Below are 17,882 nucleotides of genomic sequence, written 5' to 3' on the forward strand. Positions count from 1 at the left end.
GGCCACCCGCCTTCCGACGGGTGGCCCGATGTCGTCAGCGCAGGTGCCGGGCGAAGAACCGGGCCGCGTCCTCGCCGGCGAACGCGGGGACACCGCGGTGGCCGCCGAGGTTCGCCTGCAACGTCTTCTCCGCCGAGCCGAACGCGTCGAACAGGTCGAGCGCCGCCTGCCGGTCGTTGCCCTCGTCATCCCATTGCAGGAGCACGTGCAGCGGGATGGTGACCTGCCGCGCCTCCTCCTGGATGACGGACGGGATGTAGCTGCCGGCGAAGAGCCCGGCCGCGACCATCCGTGGCTCGGTGAGAGCCAGCCGGACGCCGACCGAGATGAATCCGCCGGAGTACCCGACCGGACCGGTGATCTCCGGCAGTGCGAGAGCCGCATCCACCGCCGACCGCCATTCCGGGACGGCCCCCTCGACGAGCGGGAGCACGAGACGGTCGACGAGGTCAGGGCCGACCGGGTCTCCCGCCGCGAGCGTGCGACGGAGGTCGGCGCGCGCCTCCTCCGTCACCGCCGATGGCGGGCGGTCGCCCGTCCCGGGCAGCTCGATGGTGAGCGAAGCGAAGCCGTCGGCCGCGGCCTGTCGCGCTCGCCCGACGAGCCGCGGGTACATCTGCTCGACGCCGCCGGGATGCCCCAGCAGGATCAGCGGGACGGGCGCGGAGGAGGATGCGGATTCGGGCGTCCACAGGATGCCCGGGATTCCGCCGAGGGTGAAGCGGCGCTCGGTGACGCCGTCGACGAGGTGTGGTGCTGAAGTGAAGTCGAAGTGCATGGTCGTGCCTTTCGTGGAGTGCCTGAAGGGCGCTCCCGGACGACCTATCGCCCGACCGTGTCCTCAGAGAAGAGCACCCACGTCGTTTCGTTCATGGGTATCACCTCCTCGATCTGCTGCACGGACGCCGGAAGCCTAGCACCGGCTCGCCCTGCGATCATCCCCGAGCCCGATCGACTCAGCCGCCCATCCTCCGCATCGCCGCGGCGGTGAGCCGGGTGTGCACCTGGAAGGCGACCGTTCCGGGGACGTAGCGGTCCTCGCCGTACTCGATCGGGCGGCCTCCCGCGTCGGAGCTCTCCCGGCGCAGCCGGAGCAGCGGGGACGAACGGCGCACGCCGAGCAGCTGGGCGTCCTCGCTCGTCGCGGCGGTCGCGTCCAGCGTGTTGTCCGCCTGGCCTGTGACGATCCCGAAGCGGTCGAAGAGCACCTGCACGACCGATGCCTCGCGCGGTGAGAGCGACTGGATGATCGGGATCATCCAGGTGGCGTATGTGGTCCGCTCGAGCATCACGCGCCGGCCGTCGAGTGTGCGGACCCGGACCACCCGCAGCACCTCGTCCCCCTCGTCGAGGTGGAGGCGGCGACGTTCGGCGACGCGGGCGGGCGCGGTCTGGAGCGACACCACCTGGCCGCCCGGCGTCATCCCCCTGCTCCGTGCCCACTGGGCGAAGGAGCGAAGTTCGTCGAACTCCTGCCCCTGACGCGCCGCGGCGACGACCCACGAGGAGCCCTGGCGCGAGGTCAGGTCGCCGCGGGCGCGCAACAGGGCGAGCGCCCGTCGCACGGTGCCGCGGGCGACGCCGTAGGTCTCCGCCATCCGGTTCTCCGACGGCAGGGAGGTGCCCGCGCCGAACTCGCCCTGGAGGATGCGCGCGCCCAGGTCTTCGGCGATCTCTCGATACAGCGTCGGCATGTTCGGTCCTTCCGCTCATCCTGGTCGCGTGCATCCGCTCGGGCGCAAACACTTGTACAGACCAGTGTGACCGCTCGTCCCGGTATCCCGCGTGTCCGTGCCCCTACGCCCCGCTGCTGAGTGCGCAGACGGTGCCAGGTGGACGGCTCCGGTTCGACGGCCGTTCACCCGTACGTCGCGAGCACGCAGGGTCCGCGACCGCTGCGGTCGGTTGGGTGGGGACCTGTGCCGACGGGCGCGGTGCGGGTTCGGGATCCCGCCCCGCCCGCGGCCTCACCGAAGGAGCACCCGTGCGCAGGATCACCCGGTCGACCGTCGCCGCAGCCCTCATCGGCGCCGTCGCCGCCGCGACGGCCGCACTCGGCGTCGTCGCCCAGCCGGCCGCTGCAGCGCCCGCTCCGAACGGGACGCTGACGCTCACGAACACCATGCCCGCGCCCGGCGATCCGCTCACGTTCTCGTACACGACGGACAAGCCGAACACGAAGAACTGGGTCGCGGTGTACAACGACCCCGCCACCGGCCCGACCGACGAGAAGAGCCACGGCTCCTCCACCGACTGGGCGTACGTCAGCGCGACGACGGCGGCCTCCAGCGGAACGGTCACGGTCGCGAGCACAGGGCTCACCCCCGGCCACGACCTCGTCGCGTACTTCCTGTACGCGGACGGCTACACCTGGCTCGCGCAGCCCGTCACCTTCCACGTCGGGTACGCCACCGGGGGTTCGCTCGCCCTCACGACGGCGACGCCGCGGGTCGGCGGCGACCTGACCTTCTCGTACTCCACCGGTGACGCGAACGCGTCCGGGACCGACTGGGTCGCCATCTACAACGACCCCAAGAAATCCCCGCTGAACCAGACCTACCCCGGAGCCGGCTCGACGGCGTGGTCGTACGTGTCCGGCACCTCCGGCACCGTCACCATCCCGGCGGGCGCACTCACGTCGGGCCACGACGTGATCGCGTATCTGCTCGCCGACGACGGCTACACCTGGCTCGCGCAGCCCGTCGTCTTCCGGCTCGCCGCAGCGGCCTCCGGACCGACCGACAGCGGGACGCTGACGCTCCTCACACAGGATCCGATGGCCGGGAAGCCGCTGACCTTCTCGTTCACCACCGCCACCCCCAACGCGAAGAACTGGATCGGGATCTACGACGATCCCGCAACGGCGCCGAGCGGCGGCGCGTCGCACGGAGCATCGACGACCTGGGCGTACGTGCCGAACGCGACATCGGGGACGGTCACGATCCCGGCGGGGGCGCTCACCGGCGGCCACACCGTCGCCGCCGTCCTGCTCTACGACGACGGCTATGTGAACCTGGCACCGCCCATCACGTTCGCCCTGAAGGCCGAACCGCCGCTCACCGGGTCCACGGAGCCGACCGTCGACCACTTCCTCACCGACGACATCGTCCGGCCCGCCGCCGCGCCGTCGACGGCCGTGCGCTTCTCCGTCGCCGGGATGTGGACCGGAGTGCGCGGCGCGGCTCCCGCCGCGGCGACGTTCACCGCGCAGGGCGGCCCGGACTGGCTTGCGGTCGCGCCCGACGGGACGGTGACGGGCACGACGCCCTCGTCCATCCCGGCACAGACCCCTTTGCTGACGGTGCTCGCCACCGAGGCCAGTGGCCTGACCGCAACTCTGACCATCGAGCTGCCGATCAGCGAACCCGGTGCTCCGCCGGCCGTGCACGCCGCGACGCTGAGCATGTGGGATGGGGGAACCCACGTCGACGACGCCGTCGGCAAGCTGGCGCGGTCGGTGCTCGTCAACCGCTTCGACCTGATCGCGCTGCAGGAAACCGGCGGGAACGCCACCGCGGTGGCGCAGCGGCTCGGCTGGAACGTGGTCGAAGACCCGACCGGCCTCGCCGTGATCGCGCCCTTCCCCCTGACCGCGCTCCCTGCGCCGGCCGGGGCCGTCCTCGCGGTGTCGGCCGCCATCGGCGGGACGGATCTGCCGGTGTGGGATGTCGCCCTGGACGCCGGCGGCCCCGACCGGGCAGCGGTCTGCACCGATGGGGCCGCGGCCGCCGTCTCCGCCGAGAAGGCGAGCGCGCGGTACGCGCAGGCGCAGGCGATCGCCCGAGCCGCGCGCGCCGCCCATGCCTCGGCGCCGGAGGGCCGGCTGCTGCTGCTCGGCGACCTGGAGTCGCCGTCGGACGTCGACTGGGCCGGCGCGGCCTCGGCAGCGAACTGCGCAGCGGGCCCGGTGGCCTGGCCGGTCACGTCGGAGCTCCACGCGGCCGGCCTGGTGGATGCGTTCCGCACAGCCCGGACGGACACCGCCGCCGACCCCGGCGTGACGGCCGGCATCCTCGGCGGCACCGTGAGTGCGGCGGCGGCACGACCCGCCCTCCTCGACCGGCTCGACTACGCGTACGTCGCCGGAGCGATGACCGTGCAGGACGCCAACCTCGTCATCGACGGGTTCCCGCAGGCATCGCCGTCGAACGCCAACCGCTGGGTGTCGGATCGGGCGGCGGTGGAGGCGACCATCGTGCTCGCAGCGCCCCCGACCGGCGGCGGCGGCGCGGGCAGCGGAGGCGGAGCCGCGCCTGCCGACCCCGGCACGAGCGCCGCCGCCCCGCACGCCGGCCTGCCCGGAGCGTTGGCCCGCACCGGCGACGTGCTCGGCCTGGTGATGGCCGGCCTCGCGATGGCGGCCGTCGTGATCGGCGCCCTGACGATCCTGATCCGCCGCCGGATGGACGCGTCCACTCCCTCCGGCATCGCAGCAGCAGAACCGAACGCACACCCGGAGGAAGCGAACCCATGAGCCGATCCAAGCCGGAGCGCCACGCGCCCGAAGTCACGTTCGACGCGGCGCCGCCGCTCGACGAGAACGCCGCGTACGTCAGCTCCGTCCCGCGTGGGGTGAGCCGCCGGACGCTCCTCCTCGGCGGCGCCGCGGCGATCATGGCCGGTGTCGCCTACGGGACCGCCGGCCGGGCCGCCCTCCCCGCCGCCGCGGCCGCGAAACTCACCGGCACCTACAAGGACATCAAGCACGTGGTGGTCCTGATGCAGGAGAACCGGTCGTTCGACCACTACTACGGCACCCTCCCGGGCGTCCGCGGGTTCGCCGACAAGCAGATACTGGAGTACCCCGGAGGCGGGGACATCTTCCACCAGCCGGATGCATCGCGCGCCGACGGGCAGGTGATGCTGCCGTTCCGAATGGACTCGACGAAGTACAACTCGCAGAACGCGGGCGGTCTCGATCACAGCTGGAGCGGCGGGCACACCGCGTGGAACAAGGGCGCCTGGAACCGCTGGGTCGCCGCCAAGGGCGAGCAGACCATGGGCTACTTCACCCGCGACGACATCCCCTACCAGCACGCCCTCGCCAGCGCCTTCACCGTGTGCGACGACTACCACTGCTCGCTCAACGGCCCGACGACGCCCAACCGCCTGTACCAGTGGTCCGGGATGATCAACCCGGCGGGCGGTCTCGGCGGCCCGGCCATCGACAACCCGGCCGACTACAACCCGGTGTACCGCTGGGGCACCTACGCCGAACGGCTTCAGGCGGCGGGCGTGAGCTGGAAGACCTACGCCAACGACGAGGTCGGCGACAGCGGCAGCCACCCGTACGTCGGCGACTACGGCGACAACCCGCTCTGGCTGTTCCAGCAGTACCACGACGCGCTGGCCTCCTCCGATCCGGCGACGCGGCAGCTCGCGCTCAACGGCGGCCTGCACGACGGCTGGAAGGCAGACTCCGGGCGCGGGCTCGACGTCACTTACCTGCTGTCCGACTTCGGCCGCGACTGCGCGACGAACTCGCTCCCCACCGTCTCGTACGTCGTCGCCCCGTACGGCTGGTGCGAGCACCCGTCGGCCAGCCCCGACTACGGCGCGCACTACACGAACGCCGTCGTGCAGGCGCTGTTCAGCAATCCGGAGACCTGGGCCTCGACCGTCCTCCTCATCAACTACGACGAGAACGACGGCTACTTCGACCACGTGCTGCCGCCGTTCCCGGAGGCGGGGACCGCGGACGAGTTCGTCAACGGCCTGCCCATCGGGTTCGGCTCCCGCGTGCCGCTCACGGTCGTCTCGCCGTGGTCGCGCGGTGGATGGGTCAACTCGCAGACCTCGGACCACACGTCGGTCATCCGGTTCCTGGAGGCGATCACCGGGGTCACCGAGCCCAACATCTCGCAGTGGCGGCGGACCGTCTCGGGTGACCTGCTGAGCTGCTTCGACTTCGCGCATCCCGACTTCAGCATCCCGGGGACGGACGTCGTGCCCGGCCTCGCGCAGACGCAGCAGCTGGTCGCCGCGGCGGACGCGGACCGCAGCAAGCCGCCCGTGGCCGTGCCGGCGGTCGGCGCCCAGTCCATGCCGGGACAGGATGCGGGCGCGCCCCGCCACCGGACGCTCCCCTACCGGCAGAGCGCCGACGTCGCGGTCGACCGCACGAGCGGCCGGGTCACGCTGACCATGCGCAACCAGGGCACGGTGGGCGTCAACCACCAGGTGTTCCCGAACATCGCGCTGCCCTTCCAGGCCGACCCGCACACGCTGGCGGCCGGTGCGACGGCGGACTGGGTGTGGGACGCGGCGGCGACCGACGGCCTGTACGACGTCAGCGTCTATGGTCCCGACCGCTTCCTGCGCCGGTTCGCCGGAACCGTCGTGCGTGGTGACCGCCGCGACATCGGCGTCCCGCACGCGACGGCCGCCGTCGGTGCGGTCGGGTCGCGCAGCCTCCGCCTCACGCTCACGAACGAGGGTGGAGCGGCCGTCCGGTTCCGCCTGGTGGGGAACGACTTCACCGACCACGCCGAGCAGGTCACGGTGCCGCCGCGCGGATCCCGATCGGTCGACTGGCCGGTCGACGAGTGGGGCTACTACGACGTGGTCGTGACCGCGGGGACGGGAACGGGCTTCCGCTACCGCTTCGCCGGGCGGGTCTGACGCGCCCCGCTCGACGACCCTCGAGCAACTATCGTGGGGCGACGACGTCGAGTGGATCCGAGGGCAGGTCATGGCGGGCAGCGAACCGAAGAAGCTGAGAAGGGATGCGGCGGAGAACGCCGACCGGCTGATCGCCGCGGCCGTCCGCTCCGGGCTCGCCGAGGGCAGGTTCGTGCCGCTCGAGAAGATCGCGGCCGACGCCGGGGTCGGCATCGGCACCCTGTACCGCCGGTACCCGAACCGGGAGGCGCTGCTCGAGGCGATGGCCGTGCGCGCCTACCGCCTCATCCTCGCCGAGGCGGAGGACGCGCTCGCGTCGGGCGAGACGGGACTGGATGCGATCGCCCGCTTCCTGCGGCAGTCGTTCGAGCACCGCGACCAGTTGGTCCTCCCCCTGCACGGCGGCCCGATGACCGAGGGGACGGAGTCGGCGGAGCTGCGGGGCCGGATGCAGGAGACGATGGCCGCCATCGTCGCGCGCGGCCATGCCGACGGCTCCGTGCGGCGGGAGGTCGACGCGGGCACTGTTGTCCGCTTCGGGGCCATGCTCGCGCAGCCCATGCCGAACGTCTCCGACTGGCCGCGGGCCGCCGAGGAGCAGCGGGCGATCTTCCTGCGCGGGATCTCTCCCGATATCGGGGAATAAACGGATGATTTCCTCCGCTTGATGTGAGTGCGACGCCGAGGACGGGTGCCGCGACCATCCTGAGAGGAAGTCATGACCATGAAGGCAATCCGTTTCCACGAGACCGGCGGACCGGACGTGCTCCGCTACGAAGAAGCCGAACTCCCCGTCCCGGGCGCGGGCGAGGTTCGGCTCCGCGTCGCCGGCTCGGGGTTCAATCCCGCCGACAACGGCATCCGCGCGGGGAGCCTGCCGATCCCGATCACGCTGCCGCACATCCCCGGCTACGACGTCTCGGGCACGGTCGATGCGCTGGGCGCGGGCGTCGAGGGTCTCGCCGTCGGCGACGAGGTCGTCGGGTTCCTGCCGATGACCGCCGACGGCTCGGCGGCCGAGTATGCCATCGCCCCCGCCGAGGTGCTCGCCCGGGCGCCGCACTCCATCCCGCTGGCGGATGCGGCCGCCCTCCCTTCGGTCGCCCTGACCGCGCGGCAGGCGCTGTTCGACGACGCGGGACTCACGTCGGGCCAGCGCATCCTCATCACGGGTGCGGGCGGGGCCGTCGGCGGCTACGCGGTGCAGCTCGCCAAGCGCGCCGGCGCGTACGTCATCGCCACAGCGAGCCCGCGCAGCAGCGCGACCGTCCGTGAGGCGGGCGCGGATGAGGTCATCGACCACACCGCACGCTCGGTGCTCGACGCGGTCGCCGAACCGGTCGACGTCCTCCTCAACCTGGCCCCGCTGGAGCCCGACGAGTTCGCGGCCCTGGTCGCACGGGTGCGCGACGGTGGCGTGGTGGTCAGCACGACCGCATGGATGCCCGCCCCCGACGACGCGGAGCGGAATGTCCGCAGCGTGGTGGTCTTCGTGCGGAGCGATGCGGAGCAGCTCGCCGAGCTCGTCTCCCTCGTGGACAGCGGCGACCTTCGGGTCGACGTCGCCCAGCGCGTGCCGCTCGCCGAGCTTCGCAGCATCCACGAGCAGGCCGCCGCCGGCACGCTGCGCGGCAAGGTTGTCGCCCTCCCGTAGGCGCCCGGCGCGCTTGAGGTGGGCGCAGGGTGGGCGGCGGATCGTCGCGTCAGATGGCCCCACCGTTGACGTAGATGATCTGGCCGTTCACCCAGCGGCCGCGGCGCACAAGAGAGGCGGATCGCCCTAGCGGGTGGGCTTGTCAGCGGGCGGTGTCGATGCCGCCCCCCGCGAGCGGGCCCGGAGGTGGATCCGCTCGCCGTTCTTGCCGAACATGCTGAGGATCTCGACCGGCCCGTTGCCCGCCGAACCGAACCAGTGCGGATTCCTGGTGTCGAACTCGGCGGCCTCGCCGGGACCCATCACGATGTCGTGCTCACCCAGGACGATCCGGAGTCGCCCGTCGAGCACGTAGATCCACTCGAACCCGTCGTGGGTGCGCAGCGCGGGCTCCCGCTCGGTGGCCGGGATGACGATCTTGAACGCCTGCGGCTCACTGTGCGGCTGGGAGAGGCGGGTGAGCTCGCGGCCATCCGTGTGGGTCGCCTTCCGCTGCACGCGCGGGTCGGGGATCGTGGGGGCGTTGACGATGTCATCCAGCGAGATCGCGAGTGCGGCGACGACCGGCAGCAGCAGTTCCAGACTGGGTTTGCGCTGGCCGGATTCCAGCCGCGAGAGGGTGCTCTTGGAGATTCCCGTCGCCTGCGCGAGCTCCTCCAGCGTCATGTCCTGCTTCTGACGGGCGTGGCGCAGCCGGGAAGGGATGCTGCCCAGTTCGCGCGCGATGCGCTGGGAGATGCTCACCCGGTCATCCAAGCAGCCTGTTCCTGTTTCGGCAACGAATCACAGTCGCGCGTCGACCGTGCTGACATCGTGGTCCTCGACCGCACGACCCGATTCGAGAGGACCCCAGACCATGTCTCAGCCCGCGACAGCACCGACACGCATCCCGCCTTCGGCACCGCCGCCTTCCATCCACGTCAGGGCGCTGATCACCTGGATCGCCATCTTCCCGTTGGTCACGCTCGGCTTCTACGCCATCGCTCCGTTCGCGGAGGACTGGCACCCGATCCTGCGGGCTTTCGTCCTCACCCTCATCGTCGTGCCGACGGCCGTCTACCTGGTGGTCCCCCGGTTGATGAGACTGCACGGAAAGGTGCGCGGCCGCCGTCGGTGACAGAGCGCCGTCACGTGCCTCGCTCAGGGAGCGGGCTGCGGGCGCGCGAACAGGTTGACGAGGGTGCCGTCGGGGTCGCGGAACAGCGTGGAGCGGTTGCCCCACGGCATCGTCGTCGGCTCCAGCACGATGTCAGTGAGCGCGTCGCGCAGGCGGTCGAACTCGCCGTCGACGTCGTCCACCTCGAACTCGACGATGGCCGGTCCGCCACTCGATGGCCGGGGAGCGTCGTCGCCGAGCATGGCGACCGTCGCGACGTCGGCGATGGCGAGCGCCACCGCTCCCTCCCGGAACTCGGCGAACACCGGGGCGGGACGGGACGCCGTCTTCCCGGTGACGAGTTCGTAGAACCGCACGAGTCGATCGACGTCGTGGGTGATGATCCTGATCGAGCTGAAAGCCATGGTGAACCTCTCCGCCCGGGCCGCTCGACCCGCGCAGAACCATGGTCGCGTGCCCCGGCGACAGCGTCCTGTCGGTGTTTCCAGGATTCAGGGTCCGAGTACCGGGCGCAGGTCTCCGTACGGGATGTCGAGGTCGGCGGCCGTGAGCTCCCGCCGCGGCGGCCTCTCGCCCGTCGGCTCGGCGGCGACGATGCGATCGCCGCGGAACGCCCGGATGGCGCTGTGCGTGCGGCACCAGGCGATCAGGTACCACGTCCCGTCCCGGCCGACGTATCCCTGCGGCTCGACCTCGCGTTCCGTCTCGACGCCCGCCCGATCGCGGTAGCGGATGCGGAGTACCGTCCCGGCGCGCAGGGCGTCCGAGAACCCGTCGGGCGCAGGCGCGGGCGGGTCGCCCTGGAGCAGGTGGACGCGCGCCGCGAGCGCCCGCGTCTCCTCAGCCCTGCTGCCGTCCATCACAGCGAGCACTTTGCCGAGCGCCGCTGACGCTTCGGCTCGGAACGGGCTGGACGCGAGCATCCCGAGCCCGATCGTGACGGCGAGCGCCTCCTCGACCGTCAGCCCCAGCGGAGGGAGCGTGTGCGCGGTGTCGAGGCAGTAGCCGCCGGTCCGGCCGGGCTCCGCCCAGATGGGGACGCCGGTCTGCTGAAGCGACGACAGGTCGCGCTCGATGGTGCGGGTGCTGACCTCGAACCGCTCGGCCAGCCGCCGCGCACTGAGCGGGCGCGGCGCCACGGCGCGAAGCGCCTCCACGATGGCGTACAGCCGGTCGGTGCGGTTCATCCGTCGACTCTAGCGAGCACCGCAACGGTCGGCGCCGGGAGGGCTCGCGAACGGCGAAGGGCCCAGCGGGAGCGCCGGAGCGCATCCCACTGAGCCCTGTGGAGCAGCGGCGGTCAGGCCCGCGGCTGCTTGCGCGCCTTGACCTCGCGGAAGTAGTCGTTCGCGGGCTTCAGGAAGATCAGGATGGTGGCGATGACACCGACGACGACGCGCGCGGCGCCGATGCCGAAGCCGCCGAGGATGCCGAACAGCGACAGCACCGTCACGACGAGAAGGACGATGCGCGCCCAGTTCGCGCCACGGCGCATGAAGTACGCGAAGAGCACGTAGGCGGCGATGTAGAGGATGCCGAAGACGATGGCGAACGTCACCGATGCGGTGACCGTGGCGTTCAGCGCGCTGTCGGAGATCTGCTGACCCTGCGCGGCGAGCTGACGCTGCACCTCATCCTTCAGCGAACCGACCGTGGCCAGCGAGACGATGAGCGAGATGAGGCTCAGGGCCGCACCGACGATGTACAGCCAGAACGCGATGTTCACCTGCTGCGGAGGGGTGACCGGACCGCCGGCGGCAGGGGCCGGCGACGACGAGGCGGGGTAACTCGGGGGCAGGTTGGAATCACTCACGGTGGGTCTCCTTCTGAAGCAGATGGTTCTGGAGCTGATGGATGCGACGGCCGCTGGGCCATTGCATTTGAGCGCCGCTCACGTTATCCCTTCACGGCGCGGTTAGCAACGTCCCGCGCCGCGACGGAGCGCGCGGCCGGGGGTCGCGAGCGTCCGCTCGCCGTCCTCGATCACCGGCTCGCCGGAAACGAGGACCCACGGGATGCCCTCCGCAGGGCGTCGGGGATCGTCGAACGTGGCGGCGTCGGCGACCCGATCCGGATCGAACAGGACGAGGTCGGCGACGAAGCCGCGCGCGATGCGGCCGCGGTCCTCGAGTCCGAGCCGACGGGCCGGTCGTGCCGAGAGGTGCACGATCGCCTCCTCGAGGGTCAGCACCCCCTCCTCCCGCACGTAACGGCCCAGGTAGCGCGGGAAGGTGCCCCAGGCGCGGGGATGCGGCCGGTCGCCGACGAGGATCCCGTCGCTGCCCGCGGAGTGGCGGGAGTGGCGCATGACGGCGCGGACGTTCTGCTCGTCGCCCACGTGGTGCAGGATGGTCGTCCCCAGGCGGTCCCGCTCCAGCAGGTCGAGGTACACCTCCGCGGGCGGAAGGCCTGCGTCGCGAGCGAGATCGGCGATGGTGCGGCCGACCCGGTCGGCCAGCGATCCGTCCCGCACGCCGGCCACCTGCACGGCCGCCCAGTCCACCGGGACACCGTGGCTCCCGTCGCTCCCGGTCGTGTCGAGCTCGTGAGCGATCCGGACCCGCACCTCCCGATCGCGCAGTCTCTGCAGGGTGGCCTCCGGGCCGTCGGTCTGCACCCAGCTCGGCAGGAGCGCGGCGAGCGTCGTCGACCCGGGGAGGTAGGGGTAACTGTCGAGCGTCACGTCGACGCCGGCTGCGACCGCCCGGTCGACCAGGTCGAGCAGCTCGCCCGCTCGACCCCGGTTCACGTCGAAGTTCATGGTGGCGTGCGTGAGATGCAGGGCGCTCCCCGACCGTGCGGCGATGTCGATCATCTCGGCGTAGCCGTCGAGCGCGCCCGCTCCGTACGACCGCTGGTGCGGCGCGAAGAAGCCGCCGTGGCGGGCGACGACCGCGCACAGGGCGACGAGTTCATCCGTGCTCGCGAACATCCCCGGCACGTACGACAGCCCCGCCGACAGCCCGAAGGCGCCGTCGCGCATCCCCCGGTCCACCTCCGTGCGCATCGTCTCGAGCTCCTCCGCCGTCGGCGGCCGGTCCTCCGTTCCGATGACCTTCATCCGAATGGTGCCGTGGGGAAGCAGGTAGGCCGCGTTCACCGCGAGTGGATGCCGGTCCAGCTCGTCCAGGTAGTCGGCGACACGGCGCCAGCCGACGTCGCTGCCGGAGGGCAGGCCGTTCCAGCCGGCGAGCTGTTCGCGCAGGATCCCCCGCGTCCGTTCGGTGGCGGGTGCGTAGGAGAGTCCGTCCTGCCCGAGGACCTCGGTGGTGACCCCCTGCGTCGTCTTCGCCCGATGCTCCGGATCGGTGAGAACCGCGAGGTCCGAATGCGCGTGCATGTCGATGAATCCGGGAGCGACGGCCAGTCCCTCCGCAGCGACGATGCGGGCGTCCCCGGCATGGATGCGGCCTCCCACCCCGGCGATCCGCCCGTTCTCGATCAGGACGTCGCCGATGACGCCCGGGCTCCCCGAGCCGTCCAGGATCAGGGCGCCGCGGAGGAGGATGCCGCTCACGCGCTCAGCGCCGCCGTCGAGAACTCCCGCGCCCGTGCGGTCACCGCCGCCCAGTCGGCGCCCTCGACCAGCGCGGCGCCGACCACGCTGGAGCCGGCCGTGACGGCGAAGGCGCCCGCGCGCATCCAGTCGGCCGCGTTGCCGGCATCGAGGCCGCCGGACGGCACGACGGGCACGCCCGGGAACGGACCCCGCAGGTCGGTGAGGTAGGCAGGGCCGACCAGCCCGGCCGGGAAGATCTTGACCGCGGCGGCTCCGAGCGCCAGCGCGCGCATCACCTCCGACGGCGTCAGCGCGCCGAGCAGGATCGGGATGCCCGCCTCGCGCGCGACCCCCGCCGCGCCCTCGCTGATCCCGGGCGTGACGAGGAACTGCGCACCGGCCGCGACCGCCGCCTCGGCCGAGCGCGCATCCGTCACCGTGCCGGCGCCGACGATCACGTCGTCGGCACCGCGGACCGCCTCGGCGATCACCGCTTCGACCCCCGGCGTCGTGAACGTGAACTCGACCGTGCGGATGCCGCCCGCCGCCAGCGCGCGGCACAGGGCTGCCGGGTCGTCGACGCGTGGTGCGCGGACGACGGCGAGCGCGCGGTCGCGCTCGAGGGTGGGGATGAGCATCAGGACTCCTAGCCGAAGAAGGTCTCGATCAGCCCGATGACCCGCGGGTCGTCGGAGAGCGCGTCGTCCACGAGTGGCAGCGCGCGCCACTTGTCGAATGCGGTGCAGGGATGCGACAGACCCAGCCGGACGACATCGCCCACCTCGACGAGCGCGTCGGCGGGGACCCGGATGAACATGTGCTGATCGTTCATGGCGGTCACTTCCGCTCCCTCCACCGGGACAGCGGGTCCTCCGCGCAGCGGCCGCACCGCCTGAACCTCCGGAAGGCCCTCGTCGTAGGGCAGGTCGCGCTTGCCTGCGTCCACCAGGACGAGGCCCGGTTCCGGCCGCGACAGGACCGTCGCCCAGCCGTGGATCGCGGAGCGGAGCCGCTCGCCGGAGCCACCACGGGAGAACGGCGTGATGCCGCGGTAGAAGCCGTCGTCATGGGTGATGTACGCGCCAGACCGGAGCAGCACATCGACCGGCCGCCCGCGCTCGCCCTCCGGGTCGCGGAGCGGAGCCAGGACCGCCGCGACATCGTCGAAGTATGCGCTGCCACCGGCGGTGAGCAGCACCGGGCCCTCCGCCGGGTAGAGATCCTGCGCATCCAGTTCCTCGTGCAGCCGCGCCATATCGGCGAGGTACGACCGCACACGGTCGAGCGATGACGTCGATGCATCGTGGGCCAGCGCACCCTCGTACCCGCCGACCCCGGCCAGCCGCAGTGTGGGAGCAGCGGCGATGGCACGCGCGACCTCGAGAGCCGCGTCGACGCCACGTGCCCCGGTCCGGCCTCCCGTGCCTCCCAGCTCGACCAGCACCGCCAGCGGCACGGGAGCATCCGCCTCGTCCAGCACGCTCGCGAGGAGTTCCACGGCACGCACCGAGTCGGCCCAGACGGTCAGCCGGGCGGCGTACGGGGCGAGAGCGCGGATCGCCGCCGGCTGAACGAGCTCGTTGGCCAGCAGGATGCGCGGGACGCCCCAGTCGAGCGCCACCGACGCCTGCCAGGGCGTTGCCACCGTGATCCCCCAGGCGCCCGCATCCAGCTGCCGTTGCCAGAGCACCCGGCTCATGGTGGTCTTGCCGTGCGGCGCCAGTCCGACGCCCGCCGACGCACACCAGGCCGCCATCGTCCGGAGGTTGTGGGCGAGCGCCTCTTCGCTGAGGGTGACGAGAGGGGTCGGGAAGTCGGACAACGACGGGCGATCGGCCGCGAGGGTGTCGATGGCGGCGGGTGGCCCACCGAGGGGCATCGCTTTGAAGTCCGGCACAGGCCTCCCTCGCTGGTTGCACGATATGCAACGGTCATTGCGTCTTGTGTGCATCCCTGTCTAGCATGGAGTCCGTCGATCGAGGAAGGGCACACCGCATGCGAAGCGCCGGTCTCCAGGTCACGATCGGCGAGGCGATGGTGGTCCTCTATCCGGACGCGCAGCAATCGCTGGCCGAGGCGAGCACCTTCGGCTCGGACGTCGGCGGCGCGGAGTTCAACGTCGCGACCAGCCTCGCGCGCCTCGGCGTGCCCACGTCGTGGGTGTCGCGGCTCGGAACCGACGGATTCGGCGAGCGCATCCGTCGTGTCGCGGACGAGGCGGGAGTCGACACGTCCGCCGTCGAACTCGATCCCACCCGCCCGACGGGGCTCTACATCAAGGAGACGATCCGGGCCGCGGAGGGCGTCCGCACCCGGATGCACTATCACCGCAGCGGATCCGCGGCCTCTGCCCTGTCGCCGGACACCGTGGCTGCTCCGACCGTCGCCGCCCTCCTCGCCCGGGCCGAACTCGTGCACACCTCGGGCATCACTGCGGCGCTGTCCCGCACTGCCGCCGAGGCCGTCTCGGGCTTGCGGCAGGCGCTCGGTGCGAACACCCGGCTCAGCGTGGACCTCAACTTCCGCCCTCAACTCTGGAGCGACGGCGACACCTCCGCGCTGACCGCCCTGGTCGGCCAGGCCGACCTCCTCTTCGTCGGTCGCGACGAGGCCGAGGCGTATTTCGGGCACGGCGACGCCGGTCGGCTCTTCGCTGCGCATCCCCGGCTGGACACCATCGTCGTGAAGGACGACGTCCGTCGCGCGTCCGTCCACCGACGAAATGGCGCGGAGGTGCACGTCCCGTGCCTCACCGTGGACGTCGTGGAGCCCGTCGGCGCCGGCGACGCGTTCGCTGCCGGCTTCCTCTGCGGAGTCGCGGAGGGACGCGACGACGCCGCCAGCCTCCGCCTCGGACACGCGCTGGCGGCGCTGACCCTCACCAGCCGCGGAGACCGCCCGCCCGCCGTTCCGAACGAGACGGAACGCGACAGGATCGTGCGCGCGTCCGACGACGAGTGGGCGAGCTGGTCCGTCGGTCCGGGCATGATTCCCTGGAGCGTGTCGTCGTGAGCCAGTCGCTCGGCCGCGCGCTCGACCTCCTCGGGCTCATCGCCCGGGGCATCACCACCCTCGACCCGCTCGCCTCGGAGCTCGGCGTTCACAAGACGACGGTCCTGCGCCTGCTCCAGACGATGGAGCAGCGCGGCTTCGTCGGCCACGACAGCCACCACCGGTATCGGATCGGCCCGGCCGTGCTCGCCCTCGCCTCCGGTGCACTGGATGCGCTGGATGTGCGCGGCGCCGCCGGTCCGGAGCTCCGGGCACTCGCCGCCGAGACCGGGCAGACCGTCCACCTCGCGACCTACGACGACGGCGTCGCGACCTACGTCGACAAGGTCGAGTCGCGGCAACCGCTCCGCATGTACTCGCGGATCGGCCTCCCCGCCGCCCTGCACGCGACCGCGGTCGGCAAAGTGCTGCTGGGAGGGCTGGATGCCCCGGAGCGCCGCGCGGTCGTCTCCGGCCTCGACTTCGAGCGCTTCACCGACCGGACGATCACCACGCCCGAGGCCCTGCTCGCCGAGGTCGACCGCAGCGTGCGACGGGGCTGGGCGCAAGACCACGAGGAGCATGAGACGTTCATGAACTGCGTCGGAGCGCCCGTGCGCGGCCCCGACGGTCGTGTCGTCGCCGCCATCTCGATCTCCGTCCCGAACGTCGTCCTCCCGTACGAGGGCGTCGTCGAGCTCCTCCCGGCGCTCCACGCCGCGGCCGGGCGCGTCTCCGCGGAGCTGGGCGCCCGCGCCGCCTGACCGCAGCGATCCCCCCTTCGAAAGGAAGCCATGTCCGAACGCATCGCCGTATTCACCGCCGAGGCCCCTGCCCCCGCGCACGTCTTCTCGCAGGGGGTGCGACGCGGTCCGTTCCTCCAGGTCTCGGGACAGGGGGCCGTCGACCCCGCCACCAACGCGTACGTGCACGAGGGAGACGTGAAGGGCCAGACGATCCGGACTCTGCAGAACGTGGAGGCGATCCTCACGGCCGGCGGCGCGACCTTCGACGACGTGATGATGCTGCGCGTCTACCTGACCACGCGCGACGACTTCGCGGCGATGAACGAGGCGTACGGCGAGTTCCTCTCCTCGCGCGTCCGCTCGGGCGTTCTGCCGGCGCGCACCACGGTGTTCACCGGGCTCCCCCGCGCGGAGATGCTGGTGGAGATCGACGCCCTCGCCGTGCTCGACTGAGCCGGCCTAGGCGCGTCCGGTCAGCGGCCGGACGGTGAGGATCTGCTCCGCCCGGCCGACCGGCCCGGTTACGTCATGGAGCGCTGTGCTGGTGAGGCCCTGCCCGGTCGACCCGAAGGTGACGGTCGTGTCGAGGCCGACCCACCCCCCTGTCGGCTGCGCGAACAGGTGGATGGTCAGGTCGAGGTTGGGGAACATCCACTCGGTCGGATGCCGGCGCACGGCGATTCCGTTCGCCGTGTCGACCAGCGCGATGAACGCGGCGTGGGGGCTGGCCTCCTCACCGGCGACGATCGCCCGATCGGTGCGCAGCCACGCGGTCGCGCGGCCCGGGCGCGGGTCCTCGGCCGCCCGCATCTCGAGCGAGGCCACGTAGCCGCCGGGCCAGGTCTCCGTCATCGGCCAGCGCCGGTCGGGACCGGGAACGGCGATCCGCTCCGGCTCGCCTCCCGCCACCTCGCTGGTGTCGCCGTCGACGGTGTACCAGGCCCGCGCGAGCACAGCGGTACGGCCCGCGATGACGACGGTCGCCTCCACCAGTTCGATGGTCCGGCCGGGACGGATGGTCTCCACGGCGATGTCGCACACGTCGGCGGCGAGGAAGCCGAGGATGTCGAAGCTCACCCGCGCGAGCGAGAGCGGAGCCGCGTCGCGGTCGGCGCGGTGGCGGTCCATCGCGTGCACGATGAGGCCGCCGAGCGGGCTGAAGTGGATCTCGCCGTCGTTCCAGGCTCCCCCCGCATCGACGGTCGGGCGGAAACGGGTGTCGTCGATGCGCCGGAAGTAGGAGTCCATCCCCCG

At 71.9% G+C, this 17,882-nt stretch carries 18 protein-coding genes; 8 read left to right on the forward strand and 10 right to left on the reverse strand.

Annotated elements, in window-relative coordinates:
- Positions 1-34: 34 nt before the first annotated feature.
- Positions 35-778: a hypothetical protein gene (locus H284_RS0107615; RefSeq protein ID WP_020075762.1), complete on the reverse strand. Its 744-nt coding sequence runs from the start codon at positions 776-778 to the stop codon at positions 35-37.
- A 178-nt stretch (positions 779-956) separates the two neighbouring features.
- Entirely contained in the window at positions 957-1,694 is a 738-nt protein-coding gene (locus H284_RS0107625) for a GntR family transcriptional regulator (RefSeq protein ID WP_018189601.1), read from the reverse strand.
- Between the two features lie 290 nt (positions 1,695-1,984).
- Between H284_RS0107625 and H284_RS0107630 the strand changes: the two genes are divergently transcribed.
- The 4 genes from H284_RS0107630 to H284_RS0107645 all read left to right on the forward strand — a co-directional run bounded on the left by H284_RS0107630 (position 1,985) and on the right by H284_RS0107645 (position 8,275).
- Positions 1,985-4,474, forward strand: coding sequence for a hypothetical protein (locus tag H284_RS0107630; protein ID WP_020075763.1), 2,490 nt, complete (start codon positions 1,985-1,987; stop codon positions 4,472-4,474).
- Positions 4,471-6,621 carry a phosphocholine-specific phospholipase C gene (locus H284_RS0107635; RefSeq protein ID WP_020075764.1) on the forward strand — a complete coding sequence of 717 codons (2,151 nt, stop codon included), beginning with the start codon at positions 4,471-4,473 and terminating at the stop codon, positions 6,619-6,621. The genes H284_RS0107630 and H284_RS0107635 overlap by 4 nt, the downstream gene beginning before the upstream one ends.
- Before the next feature lie 70 nt (positions 6,622-6,691).
- The gene (locus H284_RS0107640; protein ID WP_020075765.1) at positions 6,692-7,267 is read left to right on the forward strand and encodes a TetR/AcrR family transcriptional regulator; all 576 of its coding nucleotides are present in this window, start codon (positions 6,692-6,694) and stop codon (positions 7,265-7,267) included.
- 72 nt (positions 7,268-7,339) lie between these two features.
- Positions 7,340-8,275, forward strand: a complete 936-nt coding sequence (locus H284_RS0107645) for an NADP-dependent oxidoreductase (protein ID WP_020075766.1) — start codon at positions 7,340-7,342, stop codon at positions 8,273-8,275.
- A 126-nt stretch (positions 8,276-8,401) separates the two neighbouring features.
- Here H284_RS0107645 and H284_RS0107650 read toward each other — a convergent pair whose 3' ends face one another.
- Complete coding sequence (locus H284_RS0107650) at positions 8,402-9,019, reverse strand: helix-turn-helix domain-containing protein (protein WP_020075767.1); 618 nt, start codon at positions 9,017-9,019, stop codon at positions 8,402-8,404.
- 112 nt (positions 9,020-9,131) lie between these two features.
- On the opposite strand from H284_RS0107650, the gene H284_RS21020 reads away from it, so the two are divergent.
- Entirely contained in the window at positions 9,132-9,392 is a 261-nt protein-coding gene (locus H284_RS21020; protein WP_166645307.1) for a putative antibiotic biosynthesis monooxygenase, read from the forward strand.
- A gap of 23 nt (positions 9,393-9,415) precedes the next feature.
- On the opposite strand, the gene H284_RS0107665 is transcribed toward H284_RS21020, so the two are convergent.
- The 6 genes from H284_RS0107665 to H284_RS0107690 form a co-directional block, all read right to left on the reverse strand.
- Positions 9,416-9,796: a VOC family protein gene (locus H284_RS0107665; protein WP_020075769.1), complete on the reverse strand. Its 381-nt coding sequence runs from the start codon at positions 9,794-9,796 to the stop codon at positions 9,416-9,418.
- Between the two features lie 87 nt (positions 9,797-9,883).
- Positions 9,884-10,579, reverse strand: a complete 696-nt coding sequence (locus H284_RS0107670) for a helix-turn-helix transcriptional regulator (RefSeq protein WP_020075770.1) — start codon at positions 10,577-10,579, stop codon at positions 9,884-9,886.
- A gap of 113 nt (positions 10,580-10,692) precedes the next feature.
- Complete coding sequence (locus H284_RS0107675; protein WP_018189591.1) at positions 10,693-11,205, reverse strand: hypothetical protein; 513 nt, start codon at positions 11,203-11,205, stop codon at positions 10,693-10,695.
- 102 nt (positions 11,206-11,307) lie between these two features.
- Entirely contained in the window at positions 11,308-12,909 is a 1,602-nt protein-coding gene (locus H284_RS0107680; protein WP_020075771.1) for an N-acyl-D-amino-acid deacylase family protein, read from the reverse strand.
- Positions 12,906-13,529, reverse strand: a complete 624-nt coding sequence (locus H284_RS0107685) for a bifunctional 4-hydroxy-2-oxoglutarate aldolase/2-dehydro-3-deoxy-phosphogluconate aldolase (RefSeq protein WP_020075772.1) — start codon at positions 13,527-13,529, stop codon at positions 12,906-12,908. The genes H284_RS0107680 and H284_RS0107685 overlap by 4 nt, the downstream gene beginning before the upstream one ends.
- A gap of 8 nt (positions 13,530-13,537) precedes the next feature.
- On the reverse strand, positions 13,538-14,788 hold the full coding sequence (locus tag H284_RS0107690) for an alanine racemase (RefSeq protein ID WP_020075773.1): 1,251 nt from the start codon (positions 14,786-14,788) through the stop codon (positions 13,538-13,540).
- 98 nt (positions 14,789-14,886) lie between these two features.
- Between H284_RS0107690 and H284_RS0107695 the strand changes: the two genes are divergently transcribed.
- The 3 genes from H284_RS0107695 to H284_RS0107705 are packed head-to-tail and all read left to right on the forward strand — an operon-like array spanning position 14,887 to position 17,081.
- Positions 14,887-15,903, forward strand: coding sequence for a sugar kinase (locus tag H284_RS0107695; protein WP_020075774.1), 1,017 nt, complete (start codon positions 14,887-14,889; stop codon positions 15,901-15,903).
- Positions 15,900-16,646, forward strand: coding sequence for an IclR family transcriptional regulator (locus tag H284_RS0107700; RefSeq protein ID WP_029042860.1), 747 nt, complete (start codon positions 15,900-15,902; stop codon positions 16,644-16,646). The genes H284_RS0107695 and H284_RS0107700 overlap by 4 nt, the downstream gene beginning before the upstream one ends.
- A 30-nt stretch (positions 16,647-16,676) precedes the next feature.
- Positions 16,677-17,081 carry a RidA family protein gene (locus tag H284_RS0107705; RefSeq protein WP_020075776.1) on the forward strand — a complete coding sequence of 135 codons (405 nt, stop codon included), beginning with the start codon at positions 16,677-16,679 and terminating at the stop codon, positions 17,079-17,081.
- A 6-nt stretch (positions 17,082-17,087) separates the two neighbouring features.
- On the opposite strand, the gene H284_RS0107710 is transcribed toward H284_RS0107705, so the two are convergent.
- A complete protein-coding gene (locus H284_RS0107710) occupies positions 17,088-17,876 on the reverse strand; it encodes a thioesterase family protein (protein ID WP_020075777.1) in 789 nt (262 codons plus the stop codon).
- Positions 17,877-17,882: the final 6 nt, after the last annotated feature.

The sequence above is a fragment of the Cryocola sp. 340MFSha3.1 genome, assembly GCF_000383315.1.
GTDB lineage: Bacteria > Actinomycetota > Actinomycetes > Actinomycetales > Microbacteriaceae > Leifsonia.

Coding starts and splice junctions, on each gene's coding strand:
- H284_RS0107615 (WP_020075762.1), bottom strand. CDS start 778: ATGCACTTCGACTTCACTTCAGCACCACACCTCGTCGACGGCGTCACC.
- H284_RS0107625 (WP_018189601.1), bottom strand. CDS start 1,694: ATGCCGACGCTGTATCGAGAGATCGCCGAAGACCTGGGCGCGCGCATC.
- H284_RS0107635 (WP_020075764.1), top strand. CDS start 4,471: ATGAGCCGATCCAAGCCGGAGCGCCACGCGCCCGAAGTCACGTTCGAC.
- H284_RS0107640 (WP_020075765.1), top strand. CDS start 6,692: ATGGCGGGCAGCGAACCGAAGAAGCTGAGAAGGGATGCGGCGGAGAAC.
- H284_RS0107645 (WP_020075766.1), top strand. CDS start 7,340: ATGACCATGAAGGCAATCCGTTTCCACGAGACCGGCGGACCGGACGTG.
- H284_RS21020 (WP_166645307.1), top strand. CDS start 9,132: ATGTCTCAGCCCGCGACAGCACCGACACGCATCCCGCCTTCGGCACCG.
- H284_RS0107665 (WP_020075769.1), bottom strand. CDS start 9,796: ATGGCTTTCAGCTCGATCAGGATCATCACCCACGACGTCGATCGACTC.
- H284_RS0107670 (WP_020075770.1), bottom strand. CDS start 10,579: ATGAACCGCACCGACCGGCTGTACGCCATCGTGGAGGCGCTTCGCGCC.
- H284_RS0107685 (WP_020075772.1), bottom strand. CDS start 13,529: ATGCTCATCCCCACCCTCGAGCGCGACCGCGCGCTCGCCGTCGTCCGC.
- H284_RS0107695 (WP_020075774.1), top strand. CDS start 14,887: ATGCGAAGCGCCGGTCTCCAGGTCACGATCGGCGAGGCGATGGTGGTC.
- H284_RS0107705 (WP_020075776.1), top strand. CDS start 16,677: ATGTCCGAACGCATCGCCGTATTCACCGCCGAGGCCCCTGCCCCCGCG.
- H284_RS0107710 (WP_020075777.1), bottom strand. CDS start 17,876: ATGGACTCCTACTTCCGGCGCATCGACGACACCCGTTTCCGCCCGACC.